The organism is Streptomyces sp. NPDC056987 (genome assembly GCF_042673865.1).
Lineage (GTDB): Bacteria > Actinomycetota > Actinomycetes > Streptomycetales > Streptomycetaceae > Streptomyces.
The window spans coordinates 26,924-46,751 of sequence record NZ_JBHURV010000058.1 but is presented as its reverse complement, the minus strand read 5'-3'; the positions used below and the strand labels follow the sequence as shown (position 1 = coordinate 46,751).

Annotated in this window: 1 protein-coding gene; it reads right to left on the bottom strand. The window is 70.1% G+C overall.

Features of this window, described 5'->3' with window-relative positions:
* Positions 1 to 19,718, bottom strand: a 19,718-nt coding sequence (locus tag ACFTZC_RS39135; protein WP_382898527.1) for a non-ribosomal peptide synthase/polyketide synthase, incomplete at its 3' end; no start/stop codon positions are given.
* Positions 19,719 to 19,828: the final 110 nt, after the last annotated feature.

Below are 19,828 nucleotides of genomic sequence, written 5' to 3'. Positions count from 1 at the left end.
CGCACCCGATCCACCGGCAACTCCAACACACCCAAACCAGCCAACTTCCCCCGCCAATACTCAAGCTGCCCCTCCAACACCACACCCCCCAAACGTTCACGCTGCCACACCGCAAAGTCCGGATACTGCACCGGAAGAGCAGCAAGCACCGCACCCACACCACGCACCGCCGCCCCATACAACTCACTCAACTCACGCGTCACCACACCCATCGACCACCCATCCGTCACGATGTGATGCATCGACAGAACCAGCACGTGATCGTTGTCTTCGATCTCGGCGAGCAGCACCCTGACCAGTGGCCCTGTCGTCAGGTCGAAGGGTGCGGCGGCCTCGGCCCGGAGAAGGGCGTCCAGTTCTTCCGGGGTGCTGGTGACGACACGGCGTACCGGCACGTCCACGGAGTCGTGCACCACCTGCACGCCACGACCCGCGACGGAGTCGAATGTCGTACGCAGCGCTTCATGCCGCGCGACCAGTCCCGCTATCGCGGTTTGCAGGGCGGGGAGATCGACGGCTCCGGTGAGCCGAAGGCCTCCCGTGATGTTGTACTCCACTCCGCCGGGCGTGAAGTTCTCCAGGAACCAGAGGCGTTCCTGGGCGAAGGACAGGGGCAGATAGCCGTCCCGGGCCGCCGGCTCGATGGCCGACCCGATGGCCGTCTCCGCGACCTCGTCACGGGTGGTGATCTCCTCGGCGAGCCGGGCGACGGTGGGGTGGTCGAAGAGTGCGCGCGGCGACAGCCCGGCCCCCAGCGCGGCCCGGATACGGGACACCACCTTCAGGCTGGAGATGGAATCCCCGCCCAGCTCGAAGAAGTCGTCCTCCACCCCCACCCGCTCCACACCAAGAACCTCAGCCCACACCTCGGCCACCGCCCGCTCCGCCTCGGTACGCGGAGCGACATACTCGTCCCCCGCCTCGAAAACGGGCTCCGGCAACGCACGCCGGTCCACCTTCCCGTTGACCGTCAACGGCAACGCCTCCAACACCACAAAGGCCGTCGGCACCATGTACTCGGGCAAGAGGGCCGCCGTGTGCTCACGTACGGCGGAGAGATCGACATCGTCGGTCGCACCCGACGGTACGAGATAGCCCACCAGGCGCTTCACACCCGGCCGGTCCTCCCGCGCCACCACCGCAGCCACACCCACCGCAGCGTGCCGGACCAGCACCGCCTCGATCTCCCCCACCTCGATACGGAACCCCCGCACCTTCACCTGACCATCACCCCGGCCCAGGAAATCCAACCGCCCATCCCCACGCCACCGCACCACATCACCCGTCCGGTACAACCGCCCACCCGAACCGAACGGATCCGCCACAAACCGCTCCGCCGTCAAACCACCCTGACCGTCATACCCCCGCGCCAGCCCGGTGCCACCCAAATACAACTCACCCGGCACCCCCACACCCACCGGCCGCAACACACCATCCAGCACATAACCCCGCGTGTTATCCATCACCCGGCCCAACGGAACCGAACCACCCACCACATCCCCCACACCCACCGGACCACACACAGCGAACGTCGTCGACTCCGTCGGACCGTACCCATTCACCAGCACCGTCCCCGCGCAGGCGGCCAGCATCCGCTCCGCCGCGACCGCGGGAACAGCATCACCACCCGTCCACACCTCACGGAGCCCCGCAAAACACCCCGCATCCTCCTCCACCAACACCCCGAACAACGCCGCCGTCACCCACAACCCCGTCACCCCACACCCCACCGCACCCCGCACCACACCCACCGACAACTCAGCCTCAGCCACCACCACCGTCCCACCATTCAGCAACGGCACCCACACCTCATACGTCGCCGCATCAAACGAATGCGGAGAGTGGAACAGCACGCGCTCATGCGCACCCGACGACCAACGGGAATCAGCAGCCAACGCCACCACATCCCCATGCGTCACACCCACCCCCTTCGGCACCCCCGACGACCCCGACGTAAACATCACATACGCCAGCCCAGCGGCCCGTACCGCATCCGGTAGCCGCACCTCACCCGCCGGTTCCGCGTCCACCTCCGCCACCGGTACGCCGGCGACCGCGGCCCGTGCCCTCAGGGCCGGGTCCGTCAGGATCAGGGCCGCGCCGCTCTGCCCCACCACCTGGCGTATCCGCTCATCCGGATACCCGGGGAACAGCGGAACGTACGCACCGCCTGCCTTCAGCACGGCGAGCATCGCCACCACCACGTCCACCGAGCGCTCCAGCAGCAGGGCCACCCTGCTCTCCACGCCGCTGCCCGCGCCCACGCCCGCGTACGCACTCATGCCCGCGCTCATACCCGTACCCGCACCAACGCCTCGTTCGACGAGCACCCGCGCCAGCCGGCTGGACCGCTCGTCCAACTCTGCGTAGGTCAGTTTGGCTTCGCCGCACTCGACGGCCACGTCGCCCGGTGCGAGGGCCACCCGCTCGGCGAAGGTGCTCACCACCGTGCGAGGGGAAGGAGCCTCCTCGACCGTGCCGCTCCACTTCTGGATCACCCGCTGCCACTCCGTGTCCGGGAGGAGCGAGAGCCCGCCCAGAGGTGCATCCGCGTCCTCGGTCAGAGTGGTGACGGCCTGGTTCAGTCGGCCCGCGAGGAGTTCGACCGTACCGGCGTCGAAGAGGGCGGGATCGTATGCGAGCACCATGTCCAGTTGGTCGCCCATCGCCGAAGCCACCAGCGTCAGGGCGTAGTTCGTCGACTCGACGGCCTGTACGCCCCTGACGCTCAGCCCGTGGCGTGCGGCGGACTCCGTGTCGACCGGGTAGTTCTCGAAGACCACCAGGCTGTCGAAGAGCGAGACCCCGGGCTGCACGCCCGAGTCGATGTCCGTGAGGGCCACGTACTCGTACTGCCGCGCCTCGGCCATGTCCGCCTGTACCTCACCGAGCCAACGGGCGGTAGGCAGCTCGGCGTTGACCTTCACGCGCACCGGCAGCGTGTTGATGAAGAGGCCGAGGATGTCCTCGGCTCCCGGCAGATCCGTCGGCCGGCCGGAGACCGTCGTACCGAACACCACGTCGGACGTGCCCGCGTACGGGGCGAGGACCAGTGCCCAGGCACCCTGCACCACCGCGTTCACCGTGAGGCGGTGCCGGCGTACGAAGGCGCTCACGCGCGCAGCCACCGCCGGTTCCACCGGCACCCGCACCCGTGCGCTCGACTGCCCACGCCGGGCCTGCTCGGGCGCGCGGTCGTACGGCAGTTGCACCGGATCGCCGAACCCGGCGAGCGCCGCCCGCCAGTAGTCCTGACCGGCCTTCTGGTCCTGACCGGCCAGCCAGCGCACGTAGTCACCGAACGATCCACGCGCGACCGGGGCCGCTTCCAGGGCTCCGCCGAGCGCCGCGTACTCGGCCACCACGTCGGAGAGCAGTGCCGCGTTGCTCCAGCCGTCGAGCAGCAGGTGGTGGAAGGTCCACACCACGCGAACGTCCTGGGGCGAGAGCCGCGCGAGTGCCACCCGCAGCAGGGGGCCCGCTGTCAGGTCGACCCCCCGGGCCCTGTCCTCGACCAGTAGGTCCGCCAGCAGCTGATCCTGTTCGGTCTCGCTCGCGTCCGACCAGTCCAGGGTCCTGACCGGGAGTTCTGCCTGACGGTGCACCACCTGTACGGGGTCGGGCACACCTTCCCAGACGAGGGATACGCGCAGCGCGTCCGAGCGCTCGATCACGCGCTGCCAGGCACGGGTCAGCCGTTCGAGATCGCTGACGCCTTCCAGAGTGAAGGCCAGCTGCTCCAGGTAGGCGGCGGAGTCGGGCTCGGCCAAGGCGTGGAAGAGCATGCCGGACTGGAGGGGCGTCAGCGGGTAGATGTCCTCAACCGCGTTTCCGTCCCCGGCGATCCGGTCCACCTCGTCCTGCGTGAGGCGGACCAGGGGGAAGTCCGAGGGGGTGCAGCCGCCGGCGTCCGGCCGGGCGCAGTGCTCGGCGAACGCCACCAGCTCCGCCGCGAATCCCTCCGCCACACTCCGGACGGTCTCCTCGCGGTGGGTGACGTCGGAGTAGAACCAGGAGAACACCAGCCGGCCGTCCTGCACCGCGCCCACGACGTCGAGCAGATGCGGCCGGAACTCGGCGGGGGCATGGTCGGCGCCCTCCGTGGGGAGGGCCTCCCTGAGCAGGCCGCCCTCCGTACCGTCGCCGGACACATCGAACTGACCGTGGTAGTTGAAGCTGATCTGCGGGTCCAGGGCGGCCAGGGCACCGACCGGTGCGTCGCCCAGGTAGCGCAGCGCGCCGTAGCCGACACCCCGGTGGGGAACGGCCCGCAGCTGCTCCTTCACACTCTTGATCGTGGCGGCCCAGTCGTCGGCCTCCGGTGCGTCGGAGCAGTCCTCGCCCCCGGGAAGCGGGGGAAGCGTGAGGGCGACCGGGTAGATGGAGGTGAACCAGCCGACGGTACGGGTCAGATCCGTGTCGTCGAAGATCTCCTCCCGGCCGTGCCCCTCCAGGTTGACCGCGACCCGGTCATGCCCGGTCCACGTACGCAGCGCACGGGCGAGGGCGGCCAGCAGGACGTCGTTCGCCTGGGTGCGGTAGACGGCAGGGACCCGGTGGAGCAGGGCCTCGGTGTGTTCCGGTGTGAGCGCCACGGAAACGGCGCGCTGCGAAGCGACAGTGTTACGTCCGTCGGGAAGATCGCCGGGGAGCCGGGTCGTCGCGCCGTCCGTGACCGCCTGCCAGTACGGAATCTGGTCGTCGAAGCCGCCGGCGGCCGTGTGCTCGGCGAGCCGCGCCGCCCACTGCCGTACGGACGTGCCCTTGGGACCGAGATCAGGCTGCCGACCGGCCACGATCTGGTCGTACGCCGTCGACAGGTCCTCCATCAGGACACGCAGCGACACTCCGTCCATGACCAGGTGATGCGCGATCACGGCGAGCCGGGCAGGTCGGTCGGAGCCCCCCGAACCGTGCCTGCCGAGGACGAACCGGATCAGGGGCCCCTGGGCGAGATCGAGTCCGCACTGCGCGTCGACGACGGCACTGTGCCAGCGCGCGTCCGCGTCGGCCGCCGGCTGCGGCGGTTCCGCAAGCTCGGGCGAGTCCGTCAGGTCGTGGACCTCCAGCACGGACTCCACCCGCAGAGCATCCCCGTAGACGGCATTCCTGGTGCCGTCGACGGTTGACGGCGCTCCGAAGGTCATGCGCAGTGCGTCGTGGTGGGCGAGTACAGCGGCGAGCGCGGCGCGTAGCGCGCCCTCGTCGTAGCCGGGCGCGAGAGCGACCGCGACGGAGAGGTTGAAGTGCCCGGGCGCCACAGGATGGGTCTCGAAGAACCACTCGTGTGCGGGCAGGGTGAGCACCGCTCCCGACAGTGCGCCCTGCTCGGCAAGGGTCTCCGTGTCGCCGTCGGAGGGCTGGACCGCCAGCGCAAGTGCGGAGATGGTGGGGTGGAGGAAGACGTCGCGGGAGGAGAGGGCGAGTCCGGCGCGGCGGGCGCGGGAGACGACCTGGAGGCTGATGATGGAGTCACCGCCGAGGTCGAAGAAGTTGTCCTCGGTTCCTATTCGTTCCAGCCCGAGGACTTCGGCCCAGACCTCGCACAGCACGCGTTCGGCCTCGTTGCGCGGCGCGACGAAAGCCGTTCCCTGGGCCTCGAATTCGGGTGCGGGCAGCGCACGCCGGTCCAGCTTCCCGTTCGCGTTCAACGGCAGCGCGCCCAGGACCACGAAGGCGGCCGGGACCATGTACTCCGGCAGCGCGGACGCGACATGCGCACGCACGGCAGCGATGTCCACGTCCCCCGCGCGCTCGGCCACCACATAGGCGGCCAGCCGCTTCACCCCCGGCACATCCTCCCGCGCGACCACCGCCGCACGGGCCACCCCCGGATGAGCCGACAGTACGGACTCGATCTCACCCAGCTCGATACGGAAACCCCGCACCTTGACCTGGTCATCCCCACGCCCCGCATACTCCAACGACCCATCCACATGCCACCGCACCACATCACCCGTACGGTACAAACGCCCACCCGAACGGAAAGGATCAGCAACAAAACGCCCAGCCGTCAGACCCGGACGCCCGAGATACCCCCGCGCCAAACCACCCCCCAGATACAACTCACCCCACACACCAACCGGAACCGGAACCAACCCACCACTCAGCACATACGTCGCCTTACCGGCCACCGCACGCCCGATCGGCACCACCGGACCCTCAACATCCTGATCACGGTCCGAGAACCAGCCCGTCGCATAAACGGTCGCCTCGGTGGGGCCGTAGATGTTGGCCACCACAGCACCCGGGATCGCCTGCCTGGTCTGCTCCAGCAACCCCGCCGGGAACGCCTCACCCGCCAGCACCACCAGACCAGCAGACACCTCCGTCCCCTGACCCAGCACTCCCGCGAACGCCGACGGCACCGCCGACACCAGCGAACCCGACCAGCCTTCCCCCTCTGTCAGAGCCAGCACATCCCGGACGACCTCCACCGTCCCACCCGCAGCCAACGTCCCGAACAACTCGAACACCGAAACATCGAAGTTCAACGACGTCGAGAACAACGTCCGCGCAAACCTCTCCACCCCCAGACCCACCGCCCACTCCACCAACCCCGCCATCGCCCCGTGCGACACCACCACACCCTTCGGACGCCCCGTCGAACCCGACGTATAAATCACATACGCCGCAGACAACAATGAAACGGGGACGGGAACCGGCACCGGCACCGGCACCGGCACCGGCACATCCACCACATCCAGAAGACCCGCCAGCATCCCCTCGTCCACCACCACCCGCACACCACTGTCCGCCTTCATGAACTCCAGACGATCCACCGGATAACCCGGATCCAACGGCACATACGCACCACCCGCCCACAACACACCCAACACCCCCACCACCAAATCCACCGACCGCCCCAAACACACACCCACCCGCGACTCCACACCCACACCCAAACCACCCAAATGCCCCGCCAACCTCCCCGCCCGAACCCCCAACTCCCCATACGTCAAAACCTCACCACCACCGATCACCGCAACCGCATCCGGCGACTCCACCATCCGCTCCCGAATGACAGCCATCACCGAACGGTCCGACACCCCCTCCCCAGAACCCGCCCACCCCATCAACAACCGCTCAAGCTCCCCCGCATCCAACATCCCCAACCGCGCCAACGGCACCGAAGGCTCCACCACCACCCGCTCCGCCAACGCCACCCAATGCCGACACAACCGCTCCACCGTCGCCACATCGAACAGATCCGTATTGAACTCCGCGACACCGACGAGTCCGCCGTCCCCGCCCTCTTGGAAATGCAGACCGAACTCGAACTGGGCTGCGGTACGCGGGACTTCGTACTCCGAGACTTTCAGCCCGGGCAGCTCGAAGGCGCCGACCGGCGTGTTCTGGAGCGTCATCATCACCTGGACGAGCGGGGTCCGGCTGGTGTCCCGCTCCGGGGACAGCTCCTCGATCAGCCGGCTGAAGGGCACGTCCTGATGGGCGAAGGCATCGAGTGTGGTGTCCCGTATGTCCGTGAGCAGCTCGCCGAACGAGCGCGCCTCGTCGATCCGGGACCGCAGTACGAGCGTATTGACGAAGAAGCCGACCAGTCCCTCAAGTTCGGCTCGCTCACGGCCGGAGACCGCGGTTCCCACCGCGATGTCGCGCCGACCGCTGTAGCGGGAGAGGAGAAGCTGCGTCACTGCCAGCAGCCCCATGAAGAGGCTCGCGCCCCGAGGATGTCCGAACGCCGTGAGCCGTTCCGTCAGCTCCGCAGGAACCGAGAAGACATGCGTGTCCCCTGATGCCGTCCTGACCAGGGGGCGCGGCCTGTCGGTAGGCAGTTCCAGCGGCTCCAGTCCCTCCAACTGGGAGCGCCAGTAGCCGATCTGGGCATCCAGCGCATCCCCGCCCAGGCGCTCGCGCTGCCACACCGCGTAGTCCGGGTACTGCACCGGAAGGTCGGCGAGCGCCGCGTCCTCGCCACATACGGCCGCCGCGTACAGATCGCTCAGCTCACGGGTGATCACACCCATGGACCAGCCGTCGGTGACGATGTGATGCATCGAAATGGTAAGGACGTGCTCGTCCGGGGCGAGCCGTACGAGCAGTACGCGCACGAGAGGGCCGGTGCGGAGGTCGAACGGTGTGACGGCCTCGGTCCGCAGCTCCGTATCGAGCCCGGACGGGTCACTCACGGCGACCGTGCGTACGGGCACGTCGAAGGCGTCGTGCACGACCTGGACCCCGCGGCCGTCCACCGAGTCGAATGTCGTACGGAGCGACTCGTGCCGGGCGACCAGGCCCACGAATGCGCTTCGGAGCGCGGCCTCGTCGAGCACGCCGGCCAGCCGGAGCGCGCCGACGATGTTGTACTCGATCGCGCCCGGAGTGAAGTTCTCCAGGAACCAGAGCCGCTCCTGGGTGAGGGACATCGGAAGCTGCCCACCCCGGGCCACCGGTACGACCGCGCCCGGGTCGGCCGGACCCGTTGCCGCAGGTCCGCTCGGCTCCGCCTCCGTCAGAGCGGCGAGCCGGGCGACCGTGGGGTGGTCAAAGAGCGCGCGCGGCGAGAGCCCCGCCCCCAGCGCGGCCCGGATACGGGACACCACCTTCAGGCTGGAGATGGAGTCCCCGCCCAGCGCGAAGAAGTCGTCCTCCACCCCCACCCGCTCCACGCCAAGTACCTCAGCCCACACCGCGGCAAGAGTCCTCTCCGCCTCGGTGCGCGGAGCGACATACTCGTCCCCCGCCTCGAAAACGGGCTCCGGCAACGCACGCCGGTCCACCTTCCCGTTGACCGTCAACGGCAACGCCCCCAACACCACAAACGCCGACGGCACCATGTACTCCGGCAACAGACCCGCCACGTACTCCCCCAGCCCCACCACATCCAGATCCCCGTCAGCAACCACATACGCCACCAACCGCTTCACACCCGGCCGGTCCTCACGCGCCACCACCGCAGCCACACCGACCGACCCATGCCGGACCAGCACCGCCTCGATCTCCCCCACCTCGATACGGAACCCCCGCACCTTCACCTGACCATCACCCCGGCCCAGGAAATCCAACCGCCCATCCCCACGCCACCGCACCACATCACCCGTCCGGTACAACCGCCCACCCGAACCGAACGGATCCGCCACAAACCGCTCCGCCGTCAAACCACCCTGACCGTCATAACCCCGCGCAAGCCCCGCACCACCCAAATACAACTCACCCGGCACCCCCACACCCACCGGACGCAACACACCATCCAGCACATAACCCCGCGTACCATCCATCACCCGGCCCAACGGAACCGAACCACCCACCACATCCCCCACACCCACCGGACCACACACAGCGAACGTCGTCGACTCCGTCGGACCATACCCATTCACCAGCACCGTCCCCGCGCAGGCGGCCAGCATCCGCTCCGCCGCCACCACCGGCACAGCATCACCACCCGTCCACACCTCCCGAAGACCCGCAAAACACCCCGCATCCTCCTCCACCAACACCCCGAACAACGCCGCCGTCACCCACAACCCCGTCACCCCACACCCCACCGCACCCCGCACCACACCCACCGACAACTCAGCCTCAGCCACCACCACCGTCCCACCATTCAGCAACGGCACCCACACCTCATACGTCGCCGCATCGAACGAATGCGGCGAATGGAACAACACGCGCTCATGCGCACCCGACGACCAACGGGAATCAGCGGCCAACGCCACCACATCCCCATGCGTCACCCCCACACCCTTCGGCACCCCCGACGACCCCGACGTAAACATCACATACGCCAAAGACTCCGACGACAGCCGACCGGACAGCGTCTCCCGCCCCCGCTCAGGCGTTTCCCGACCCGCCGGCTCCATGGCGACCTGAACCGTCGCCACGCCACCGATCGTGTCCACACGCCGGTCGGTCAGTACCAGCAGAGCGCCGCTCCGCTCCACGACGTCACGCAGTCGCTCCTCCGGATATCCCGCATGCAACGGAACGTACGCACCGCCCGCCTTCAGCACCGCGAGCATCGCCACCACCACGTCGACCGACCGCTCCAGCAGCAGTCCCACGCGGGAGCCCCCTAGGACGCCGTGCGCCGCGAGTACCCGCGCAAGCGCCTCCGCTCGGACGTCCAACTCGGCGTACGTGAGCGAGACTTCGCCGCACTCGACGGCGACCGCTTCCGGCCCGGCGGTGACCCGCCCGGCGAACGCCTCGGGAATGGACACGCACGGGGCCTCTCCCGGCCCGCGGCTCCACTCGTCGAGCACCTGCGCCCGCTCGGCCGCGCTCAGCAGGTCCACTTCCCCGACCGGCGCCTCGGCGTGCTCGATCAGGCGCGTGACCGCGGTGGAGAGCTGGGCCGACAGGCGTTCCGCCGTCGCGAGGTCGAAGAGCGCCGGATCGTAGGCAAGTGTCATGTCCAGCCCGTCACCGACGGCCGCGGCGATCAGCGTCAGGGCATAGTTGGTCGACTCGATGGCCTCTGCCCCGCGGATGCCGATGCCGTGCCGCTCCGCGGCGGCCTCGTCCACGGGGTAGTTCTCGAAGACCACCAGGCTGTCGAAGAGCGAGGCACCGGCCGGCACGTCCGTGTCGATGTCCGACAGCGCCACGTACTCGTACCGGCGCGACTCTGCCTGTGTGTCCTGGACTTGTCGCAGCCAGTCCGCGACCGACTGCCCGGGGGCGGCCGTGACACGGACGGGGAGGGTGTTGATGAAGAGGCCGAGGATGTCCTCGGCGCCCGGCAGATCCGCCGGGCGGCCGGAGACCGTCGTACCGAACACCACGTCCGACGATCCCGCGTACTGCGCGAGCACCAGTGCCCACGCCCCTTGGACCAGGGCGTTGGCGGTGATCCGGTGGCGGCGTACGAAGCCGCTCACCCGGGCGGACACCGGCTGCTCCAGGGTCACCGGGACCCGCGCGCTCGACTGTCCACGCCGCGCCTGCTCGGGCACCCGGTCGTACGGCAGCGGCACCGGCTCCTCGAAGCCGGCCAGCACGCCACGCCAGTAGTCGCCGCCCGCCGCCCGGTCCTGTTCCATGAGCCACCGCACATAGTCGCCGAACGCGCCCCGAGAGACGGGAGGTTCGGCTGCGGTTCCGTCGAGGACCGCGTACTCGGCCAGCACGTCCGAGAGGAACGCGGAGGTGCTCCAGCCGTCGAGGAGAAGGTGATGGAAGGTCCACACCACCCGGACCGTGCCGTCCGAGGTACGGGCCAGGGCGACCCGCATCAGTGGGGCGGAGGTCAGCTCGATACCGCGGGCGCGGTCCGTCCGGAGGAAGTCCTTGAGCAGTGCTTCCTGTTGGGCGTCGTCGGCGCCGGTCCAGTCCAGGTGGAGCATGGGCACGGTGACCCGGCGATGGACCACCTGAACCGGCTCGCCGATCGCCTCCCACACCAGTGACACACGCAGGGCGTCCGAGCGGTCCACGGTCCGCTGCCAGGCACGCGCCAGCCGGTCGGAGTCCGTGACCCCGTCCAGAGTGAAGGCGAACTGCTCGACGTACGCGGGAGAATCGGGCTCGGCCAGCGCATGGAAGAGCATGCCCGACTGGAGGGGCGTCAGGGGATAGACGTCCTCGACGTCCTGAGCGGCGCGACCGTTGCCGCGTACGATCCGGTCCACCTCGGTCTGTGTCAGCCGCGCCAAGGGGAAGTCCGACGGCGAGCAGCCGCCCGCCTCCGGCTCGGCGCAGTGTGTCACGAAGGCGGTGAGCTGGGCGGCGAAGTCGTCCACCAGGGCCTGGACGGTCTCCTCGCGGTGCAGCCCGGCCGAGTAGTGCCACGAGAAGACGAGCCGGCCGTCGAGGAGTCCTGCCGTGATGTCGAGGAGGTGGGGACGGTTCTCCCGAGTGCTGTGCTCTCCCCCGGGGTTCAGGGTGGCCGACCGGTACCAGTCGTCCGTGCCACCGCCCGCCGCCATGTCGAGTCGGCCGAGGTAGTTGAAGCTGATCAGGGGATGGGCGTGCTCGGCGAAGACATCGCCCAGATAGCGCAGCGCTCCGTACCCCACACCCCGGTCGGGAACGGCGCGCAGCTGCTCCTTCACCGACGTGACGGCCGCTCCCCAGTCGTCACCGCCGGGGAGGGCGAGGGCAACGGGGTAGATGGAGGTGAACCAGCCGGCCGTGCGGGTCAGATCGATGTCGTCGAAGATCTCCTCGCGGCCGTGGCCCTCCAGATCGACGGCCGTCCGGTCCTGCCCCGTCCAGGTACGCAGGGTGCGCGCCAGGGCCGTCAGGAGTACGTCGTTGATCTGGGTGCGGTAGACGGCGGGGACCTGCTGGAGGAGGTCTTCCGTCGCCTCCCGTGTGAGTGCGCCGGAGACGACCGCCTGCGCCGCGACGGTGTTGTCGCCGTCCGGACGGTCGAGCGGTACGTCCGTCTCCGCGCCCTCCAGAACGGCGTTCCAGTACGGGATCTGGACGTCGAAGCCACCGGCTGCCGTGTGCGCGGCGAGCCGCGCCGCCCACTGCTGCACGGAGGAGGTCTTCGGCCGCGGAACGGCGGGGGCGCCTGCGACGGCGCGGGCGTAGCCGGACCTCAGGTCTTCGAGGAGGATGCGCCAGGTCACACCGTCCACGAGAAGGTGATGGGCGACGATGAGCATGCGTACGGTCCGTTCAGACCGTTCGGTACGTTCGGTACGGTCCGCGTCGTCGGCGCCTCGCGTGCCCACGAGGACGCGGAACAGCGGTCCGCTGTCCGCCAGGCTGAAACCGGCCTGCGCCGCGTCCTTCAAGCCCTGCCAAGTCACCGTCTGGGCGCAGGCGGCTTCGGCCTCGGCTTCGGCGAGGTCGTGAACCGTCAGGATGCCGTCGATGTCCGCGTCGGGGGCTATCCGTCCCGTCCGGTGTCCGTCCGGCCCTTCCTGCCCTTCCGGCCCTTCTGTGAACGTCATCCGCAGGACGTCGTGCTGAACGAGCAGCCCGCGCACCGCCTCGCGGAGCGCCGGCAGGTCGGTGTCCGCGGGGAGTTCGACCTCCATGGACATGTTGAAGTGGGCGGGGTGGACGGTATGGGTGGCGAAGAACCACTCACGGACAGGTGTCGGGCCCACCTCTCCCGACACCACACCCTGGTCCGCCGACACCGCGGTGGCGGACCCGGTCGCCCCGGCCCCCGCGGCGAGCGCGGAGACGGTCTGGCGGGCGAAGACGTCACGGGAGGAGAGTTCGAAGCCGGCCTGCCGGGCCCGGGAGACGACCTGGATGCTCAGGATCGAATCGCCGCCGAGGGAGAAGAAGTTGTCGTCGACCCCGACGCGTTCCACTCCGAGGATCTCGGTCCAGATCTCCGTCAGGACACGCTCGGCCTCGGTCCGGGGAGCGACATACGCGTCAGCGGGCTCGTCGGAGGGGACGGGAAGCGCCCTGCGGTCGACCTTGCCGCTGGCATTCACCGGCAGCGCGTCCAGCACCACGAAGGCCGAAGGCACCATGTACACCGGCAACCCACGCGCCGCGAAGTCCCGCAGCTCGACCACGTCGACGCCGTTCACGACGACACCGTCCGCTTCGACGCCGTCCGCCGGACCTGCGGCGGGCACGACGTAGGCGACGATCCGCTTCGCCCCCGGACGGTCCTCACGCACCATCACCGAGACCTGGGCCACCGCCTCGTGCCGCCCGACCACCGCCTCGATCTCACCCAACTCGATGCGCAGGCCGCGTACCTTCACCTGATCGTCGCCACGGCCCACGTACTCCAGCTGGCCGTCCTCACGCCAGCGCACCACATCGCCCGTCCGGTACAAGCGGCCTCCCGAACCGAACGGGTCGGCCACGAAACGCCCGGCGGTCAGCCCACCACGCCCGTGATATCCGCGCGCCAGCCCCACGCCCGCCACATACAGCTCGCCGGGCACGCCCACCGGCACCCGACGCAGCCAGCCGTCCAGCACTGCCACCCGCGCGCCACCCACCGGGACACCGATCGGCGGGACCTCCCCCGGCCCCGCACCACCGGGGAGTTCCCCGCTGATCGACGCCGCGATGGTCACCTCCGTCGGGCCGTACGCGTTGAACATCCGGCGCCCCTGCGACCACCGCTCGACCAGCCCCGCGCCCAACGCCTCGCCACCCGACACCAGCGCCTTGAGCGCCGGCAGCTCGCCCGCCGGAACGCTTCCCAGCACCGTCGGCGGCACCAGGGCGTGCGTCACCTCCTCGCCCGCGAGCACGTCGAACAACTCGCGCCCCGCCAGGGCCCGGCCGCCCTCCGGAACGACCAGTGTCCCGCCGCCGCCCAGCGCCATCAGCAGCTCCATCACGGAGGCGTCGAAGCCCGCCGAGGCCAGCTGCAGCACCCTCGACGAGCCATCCAAGCCGAAACGCTCCACGACGGCGGCGACAAAGCCCGCCACGCCCGCGTGCGACACCACCACGCCCTTGGGCACACCTGTCGACCCGGACGTGTAGATCACATACGCGGCGGACAGCAGGGACACCATCGGAACGACACCCGCGCCGAACTCGGGGGCCGCGCCAGGCCCCGTCCCGAAGGCCGGCAGCCCTGCCAGCCACTCCTCCGTCATCACCAGCGTCACCCCGCTGTCCGCCCGCACGAACTCCGACCGCTCCACCGGCCACTCCGGATCCAGCGGCACATACACACCACCCACCCGCACCACCGCCAGCAGCCCCACCAGCCAGTCCACACCCCGCGGCAGGCACACCCCCACCCGCGTCTCCACCCCGACACCCTCGGCCACCAGCCACCCCGCCAGCCACTCCACCCGCCCGGCCAGCTCCCCGTACGACAGGGACGCCCCGCCGCACACCACCGCGGTCCGGTCGGGAGACGACGTCACGCGGGACTCCACCAGGCCCCACAGGGAGACCCCCGCCGCACGGCCGCCTACCCTCGACACTCCCCAGGCGCCCGCCAGCACATCCCGCTCGGCACCCGAGACCAGCCCCACACCGCACAGCCGGCGCCCCGCGCCGACGCCCACGACCACACCGGCCAGCTCCAGCCAGTGCCGGCACAGCCTCTCCACCAGCACACCGTCGAACAGGTCCGTGCTGTATTCGGCCGCCGCGAGCAGCCGGCCGTCCTGCTCGGAGAACGCGAATGTGATGTCGAACTGGGACGCGTCCCTGACCGAGGGGATCGCCTCGGCCCGCAGGCCGGGCAGGTCGAACTCCGCGTGCGGCGTGTTCTGGAGCACGATCATGGCCTGGACCAGCGCGGTCCTGCTGGTGTCACGCTCCGGGGACAGCTCCTCGATCAGCTTGCTGAACGGGACGTCCTGGTGGGCGAAGGCGTCCAGTACGGTCGTACGGACCCGGGAGAGCAGCTCCTCGAAGGTCTCGGACTCGTCGATCTCCGTCCGCAGAACGAGCGTGTTCACGAAGAACCCGACCAGGTCCTCCAGTTCCGGCCGCTCCCGACCCGACACACCTGTTCCGAGGGCGATGTCCGTCCGGCCGCTGTAGCGGGCCAGCAGGAGCTGTGTCACGGCCGTGAGCACCATGAACAGGCTGGCGCCCCGGTCGCGGCCGAGCACCGTCAGACCGCGCGTGAGCTCTGCCGGTACCTCGAAGGTGTGCAGGGCGCCGGCCGATGTGCGGACCGCCGGGCGCGGCCGGGACGTCGGCAGCTCCAGCGGCGCCAGTCCGTCCAGCCGCGCGCGCCAGTAGTCGAGTTGGCCGTCCAGGGCGGCGCCGGCCAGCCGGTCGCGCTGCCAGACGGCGTAGTCGGGGTACTGCACCGGGAGGTCGGGAAGAGCTGGGCGCTCTCCCCGTACGGCCGCGGCGTAGAGCGCGCTCAGCTCACGGGTCACGACCCCCATCGACCAGCCGTCCGTGACGATGTGATGCATCGTCAGCATGAGCGTGTACGTGTCGTCGCCGGTCGTGGCGAGCAGTACGCGCAGCAGGGGCCCGGTCCGCAGGTCGAACGGCTCCGCCGCCTCTGCGCGGAGTACGGCGTCCAGCTCGGCGTCCGTGGCGGGGGCGGCGGTCCGTACCGGCACCTCCACCGTGTCGTGGACCAGTTGGGTCCCCCGGCCGTCCACCGCCTCGAAGGTGGTGCGCAGCGCCTCGTGGCGGGCGACGAGGCCCGCGACGGCGGTGGTCAGCGCGGTGCGGTCCAGTGTGCCGGTCAGCCGCAGGGTGCCGCAGACGTTGTACTCGGCGGCGCCGGGCGCGAAGTCGTCGAGGAACCAGAGGCGTTCCTGGGCGAAGGAGAGCGGCAGCCGGCCGTCCCGCGGCGCCGGGGCGATCGGCTCGGTCCCGACCCCGACCTCGACCCCAACGTCGGCCCCGGCCCCGACCTCTGCCTCGGCCTCCGCCTCTGTCGCCAGCAGGCCGTCCACAGCGGCGGCGAGGTCGGCGAGCCGGGGCGCCTCGAAGAGGTCGCGTACGGTCAGTTCCGCGCGCAGGCCGTTCCTGATCCGGCTGATCACCCGGGTGGCGAGCAGGGAGTGTCCGCCGAGCGCGAAGAAGTCGTCCTCGGCGCCGACCCGTTCGGTACCGAGCACCTCGGCCCAGATCGCCGCGAGCGCCGTCTCCGTGGCGGTGCCCGGCGCGACATACGCGGCGGAGTCCGCCCAGTCGGGGGTGGGCAGCGAGCGGCGGTCGAGTTTGCCGCTGGAGGTCAGCGGCAGGGCGTCGAGCGGAACGAACGCGGCGGGCACCATGTAGTCGGGCAGGCTCTGCCGGACGAGATCGCGCAGTGTGCGCGCCGCCGGCAGGGAGTGCCCCCCGGCCGGTACGACATAGCCGGCCAGGCGCGCCGTGCCCTGGCCGTCCTCCCGTACGACGACCGCGGCATCGGCGACGGCGGGGTGCAGCCGCAGGGCGGCCTCGATCTCGCCGGGTTCGATACGGAAGCCGCGCACCTTCACCTGGTCGTCCGCGCGTCCGAGGTGTTCCAGGGTGCCGTCGGTGGTCCAGCGGACGAGGTCGCCGGTGCGGAAGAGCCGTCCCGAGGCGTCGAACGGGTCCGCGACGAACCGTTCCGCCGTACGGTCGGGCCGGTTGGCGTACCCGCGCGCGAGCCCGGCTCCCGCCACGTACAGCTCGCCCGGCACCCCGCGCGGGACGGGCCGGAGCCTCGCGTCGAGCACGTACACCTGGTTGTTCCAGACAGGCCTGCCGATCCGCACGTCCGGTCCGTCCGCCTCCCATACCAGGCTGTCGGCGCTGATCTCCGACGATCCGTAGAGGTTGAGCAGCCGTGCGTGCGGCAGCCGTGCGCGGAAGCGGGCGGCGAGGGCGCGGCTCAGTGGCTCACCGCTGCTGATCCAGCTGGTGCAGGAGGCGAGGGCGGCCGGGTCGACCTCGTCGAGGAGGACCGACAGCAGGCTGGGGACGAGGGTCAGCCGTTCGACGCGGTGGCGCTCGACGAGTGCCGCCAGGGCGAGGGAGTCCTTCGCCTCGTCGTCGGAGGCGAGGACGATACGGCCGCCGTGGACGAGGGTGCCGAGGATCTCCGTCGCGCTGTCGAGGAAGCTGACGGAGCTCTTCGCGCACACCACGGAGTCGCGCCACTCGGGGTAGGTCTCGGCGAACCACGCCCAGCGGCTGAGCAGCCCGCCGTGGAGACCGAGGACCCCCTTGGGCCGGCCGGTGGAGCCGGAGGTGTAGATCACGTAGGCGGTGTTGCCCGCGGCGACGGCCACCTCGGGGGTACGGGTCGGCAGCCCGGCGATCCGCTCGCGCAGCCGGTCGACGTGGACGACGGTGCGGAGTGTGACGGGGGTGGGGGGCGTAACAGGGGTGTGGGGTGCGTCGGGGGCGAGGGGGGTGTGGGGAGCGAGGGGGGTGTGGGGTGTGACGGGTACGTCATGGCCGCTCGGGGTCGCTTCGGGCAGCAGCCCGGCAAGCGAATCCACCGTGACCGCGACGCGGACGCCGCTCTCCGCGAGCATCCACGCGACGCGGTCGCGCGGCAGCGCCGGATCCACCGGCAGGTAGGCGCCGCCGGCCTTGAGGACGGCGAGGATGGCGACGACGAGATCGGTGCCGCGCGGCAGGCAGATCGCGACCGGTTCCTCGGGGACGACTCCGCAGTCGAGCAGGTGGTGGGCCAACTGGTTCGCACGTGCATGGAGTTCGCGGTACGTGAGGGTCTCGCCGCTCGTGCCGGTGAGGGCGGGCGCGTCGGGCGTACGGGCGGCCTGCTCGGCGAAGCGCGCCGGTATCGTGCCCTCGGCCGCCTCGGGACGGGTGTCGGACTTGCCGTCGGCGAGGAGACCGGCCAGTTCGCCGGGGGCGAGCGGCGCGGCTTCGGCCAGTGGCCGTCCGGGGCCGGTGACGACGGCGTGCGCCAGGGCGATGAAGTGCCGGCCCATGCGCTCGACGGTGGCCGCGTCGAAGAGGTCGGTGCTGTACTCGATCGCGCAGTGCAGTGCCTCCCCGCTCTCCTCGAATTCCCAGCTCACCTCGTACGGTGATTCCTGACGGGCGAGAGTTCCGCGCTCGACCCGCAGGCCCTCGAAATCCCCCGATTCGGTGGGGGTGTTCTGGAGCACCACCATCGACTGGACGAGTGGTGTACGCGAGGTGTCGCGTTCCGGAGCGAGGATTTCCACCAGCCGCTCGAAAGGAACGTCCTGGTGTTCGAATGCCTCCAGTACGGTTTCCCGTACCTGGGCGAGATATTCGGTGAACGAACGGCTCTGATCGATCCGGGAGCGCAGCACGAGAATATTGATGAAGAAGCCGACGAGATTCTCCACCTCGGCGCGCTCTCGTCCGGGTACGGCGGTGCCGACCGCGATGTCGTTCCGGCCGCTGCGCCGGGCCATGAGGAGCTGGGTCACGGCGGTCAGGGTGACGAAGAGGCTGGCGCCCCCGTCCTGGCCGACGGCGCGCAGCCCGGCCGCGACATCGGCGGGCAGCGTGAAGGCATGCACGGCGCCCGAACCCGGGCGCGAGTCCGAGCGCGAGTCCGAACCCGGGGCGGAGTTCGCCGCCTCGGGGGCCACCGCGGCGGTCACCCCGGCGGTCGGGCGCGGCCGGTCGGTCGGCAGCTCCAGGGGCTGGATGCCGTCCAACTGGGCGCGCCAGTAGTCGACATGGCGGCCGAGCGCGTCGCCGGTGAATCTGGTCCGCTGCCAGGCCGCGTAGTCCGCGTACTGGACGGTGAGCGGCTCAAGTCCGGCCGCGCCGAGGTCTCCGCGCAGAGCTGCGGCGTAACTCGCCCGCACTTCACGGACGATGATCTCCATGGAGGCGCCGTCCGTGACGATGTGGTGCATCGCCAGCAGGAGCCGGTGCGCGTCCTGGGCGACCCTGACGAGCAGCACGCGTACCAGGGGGCCGGTCTCCAGGTCGTACGGTTCCGCCATCGCGACGGAGATCAGCCGGTCGCACTCCTGCTCCAGGCCGGCCCGCGCCTCCTCCGACTCCGACGCTGTCAGGTCGACGTACGTGAACGGCAGTTCCATCGCCGGATGGACGATCTGCCGCGCCACGCCTTCCTCCGCCGCGAAGGTGGTGCGCAGCGGCTCGTGCCGCGCCACGATCGCGTCCAGCGCGGCGCGGAGCGCGGCGACGTCCAACGTGCCGGTCAGCCGCAGGCTGAGCCCCGAGTTGTTCTCCGTGGAGTCACGCTGGTACTCCGTCATGAACCACAGCCGCTGCTGGGCGAAGGAGAGGGGGAGCGTCCCGTTCCGGTCCACCGGCCCGATGGTGTTGCGGTTCCGGCCGCTCGCGCGCCCCGCGAGCCGGCTCCGGAGTTTCTCCTGCACGTGTTCCGGCAGCGAGCTGATCCGGGCCTCGCGCGAAGACGCGGCGTCCATGGAAAACTCCCTCACATCCACATCATGAAAACAAGCAGGCAGAAGCGCGCGTGCGCGGTCGACGGAACCGGATGTCCACCGGTCCCGTCGACGCGCACGCGGATGACGCG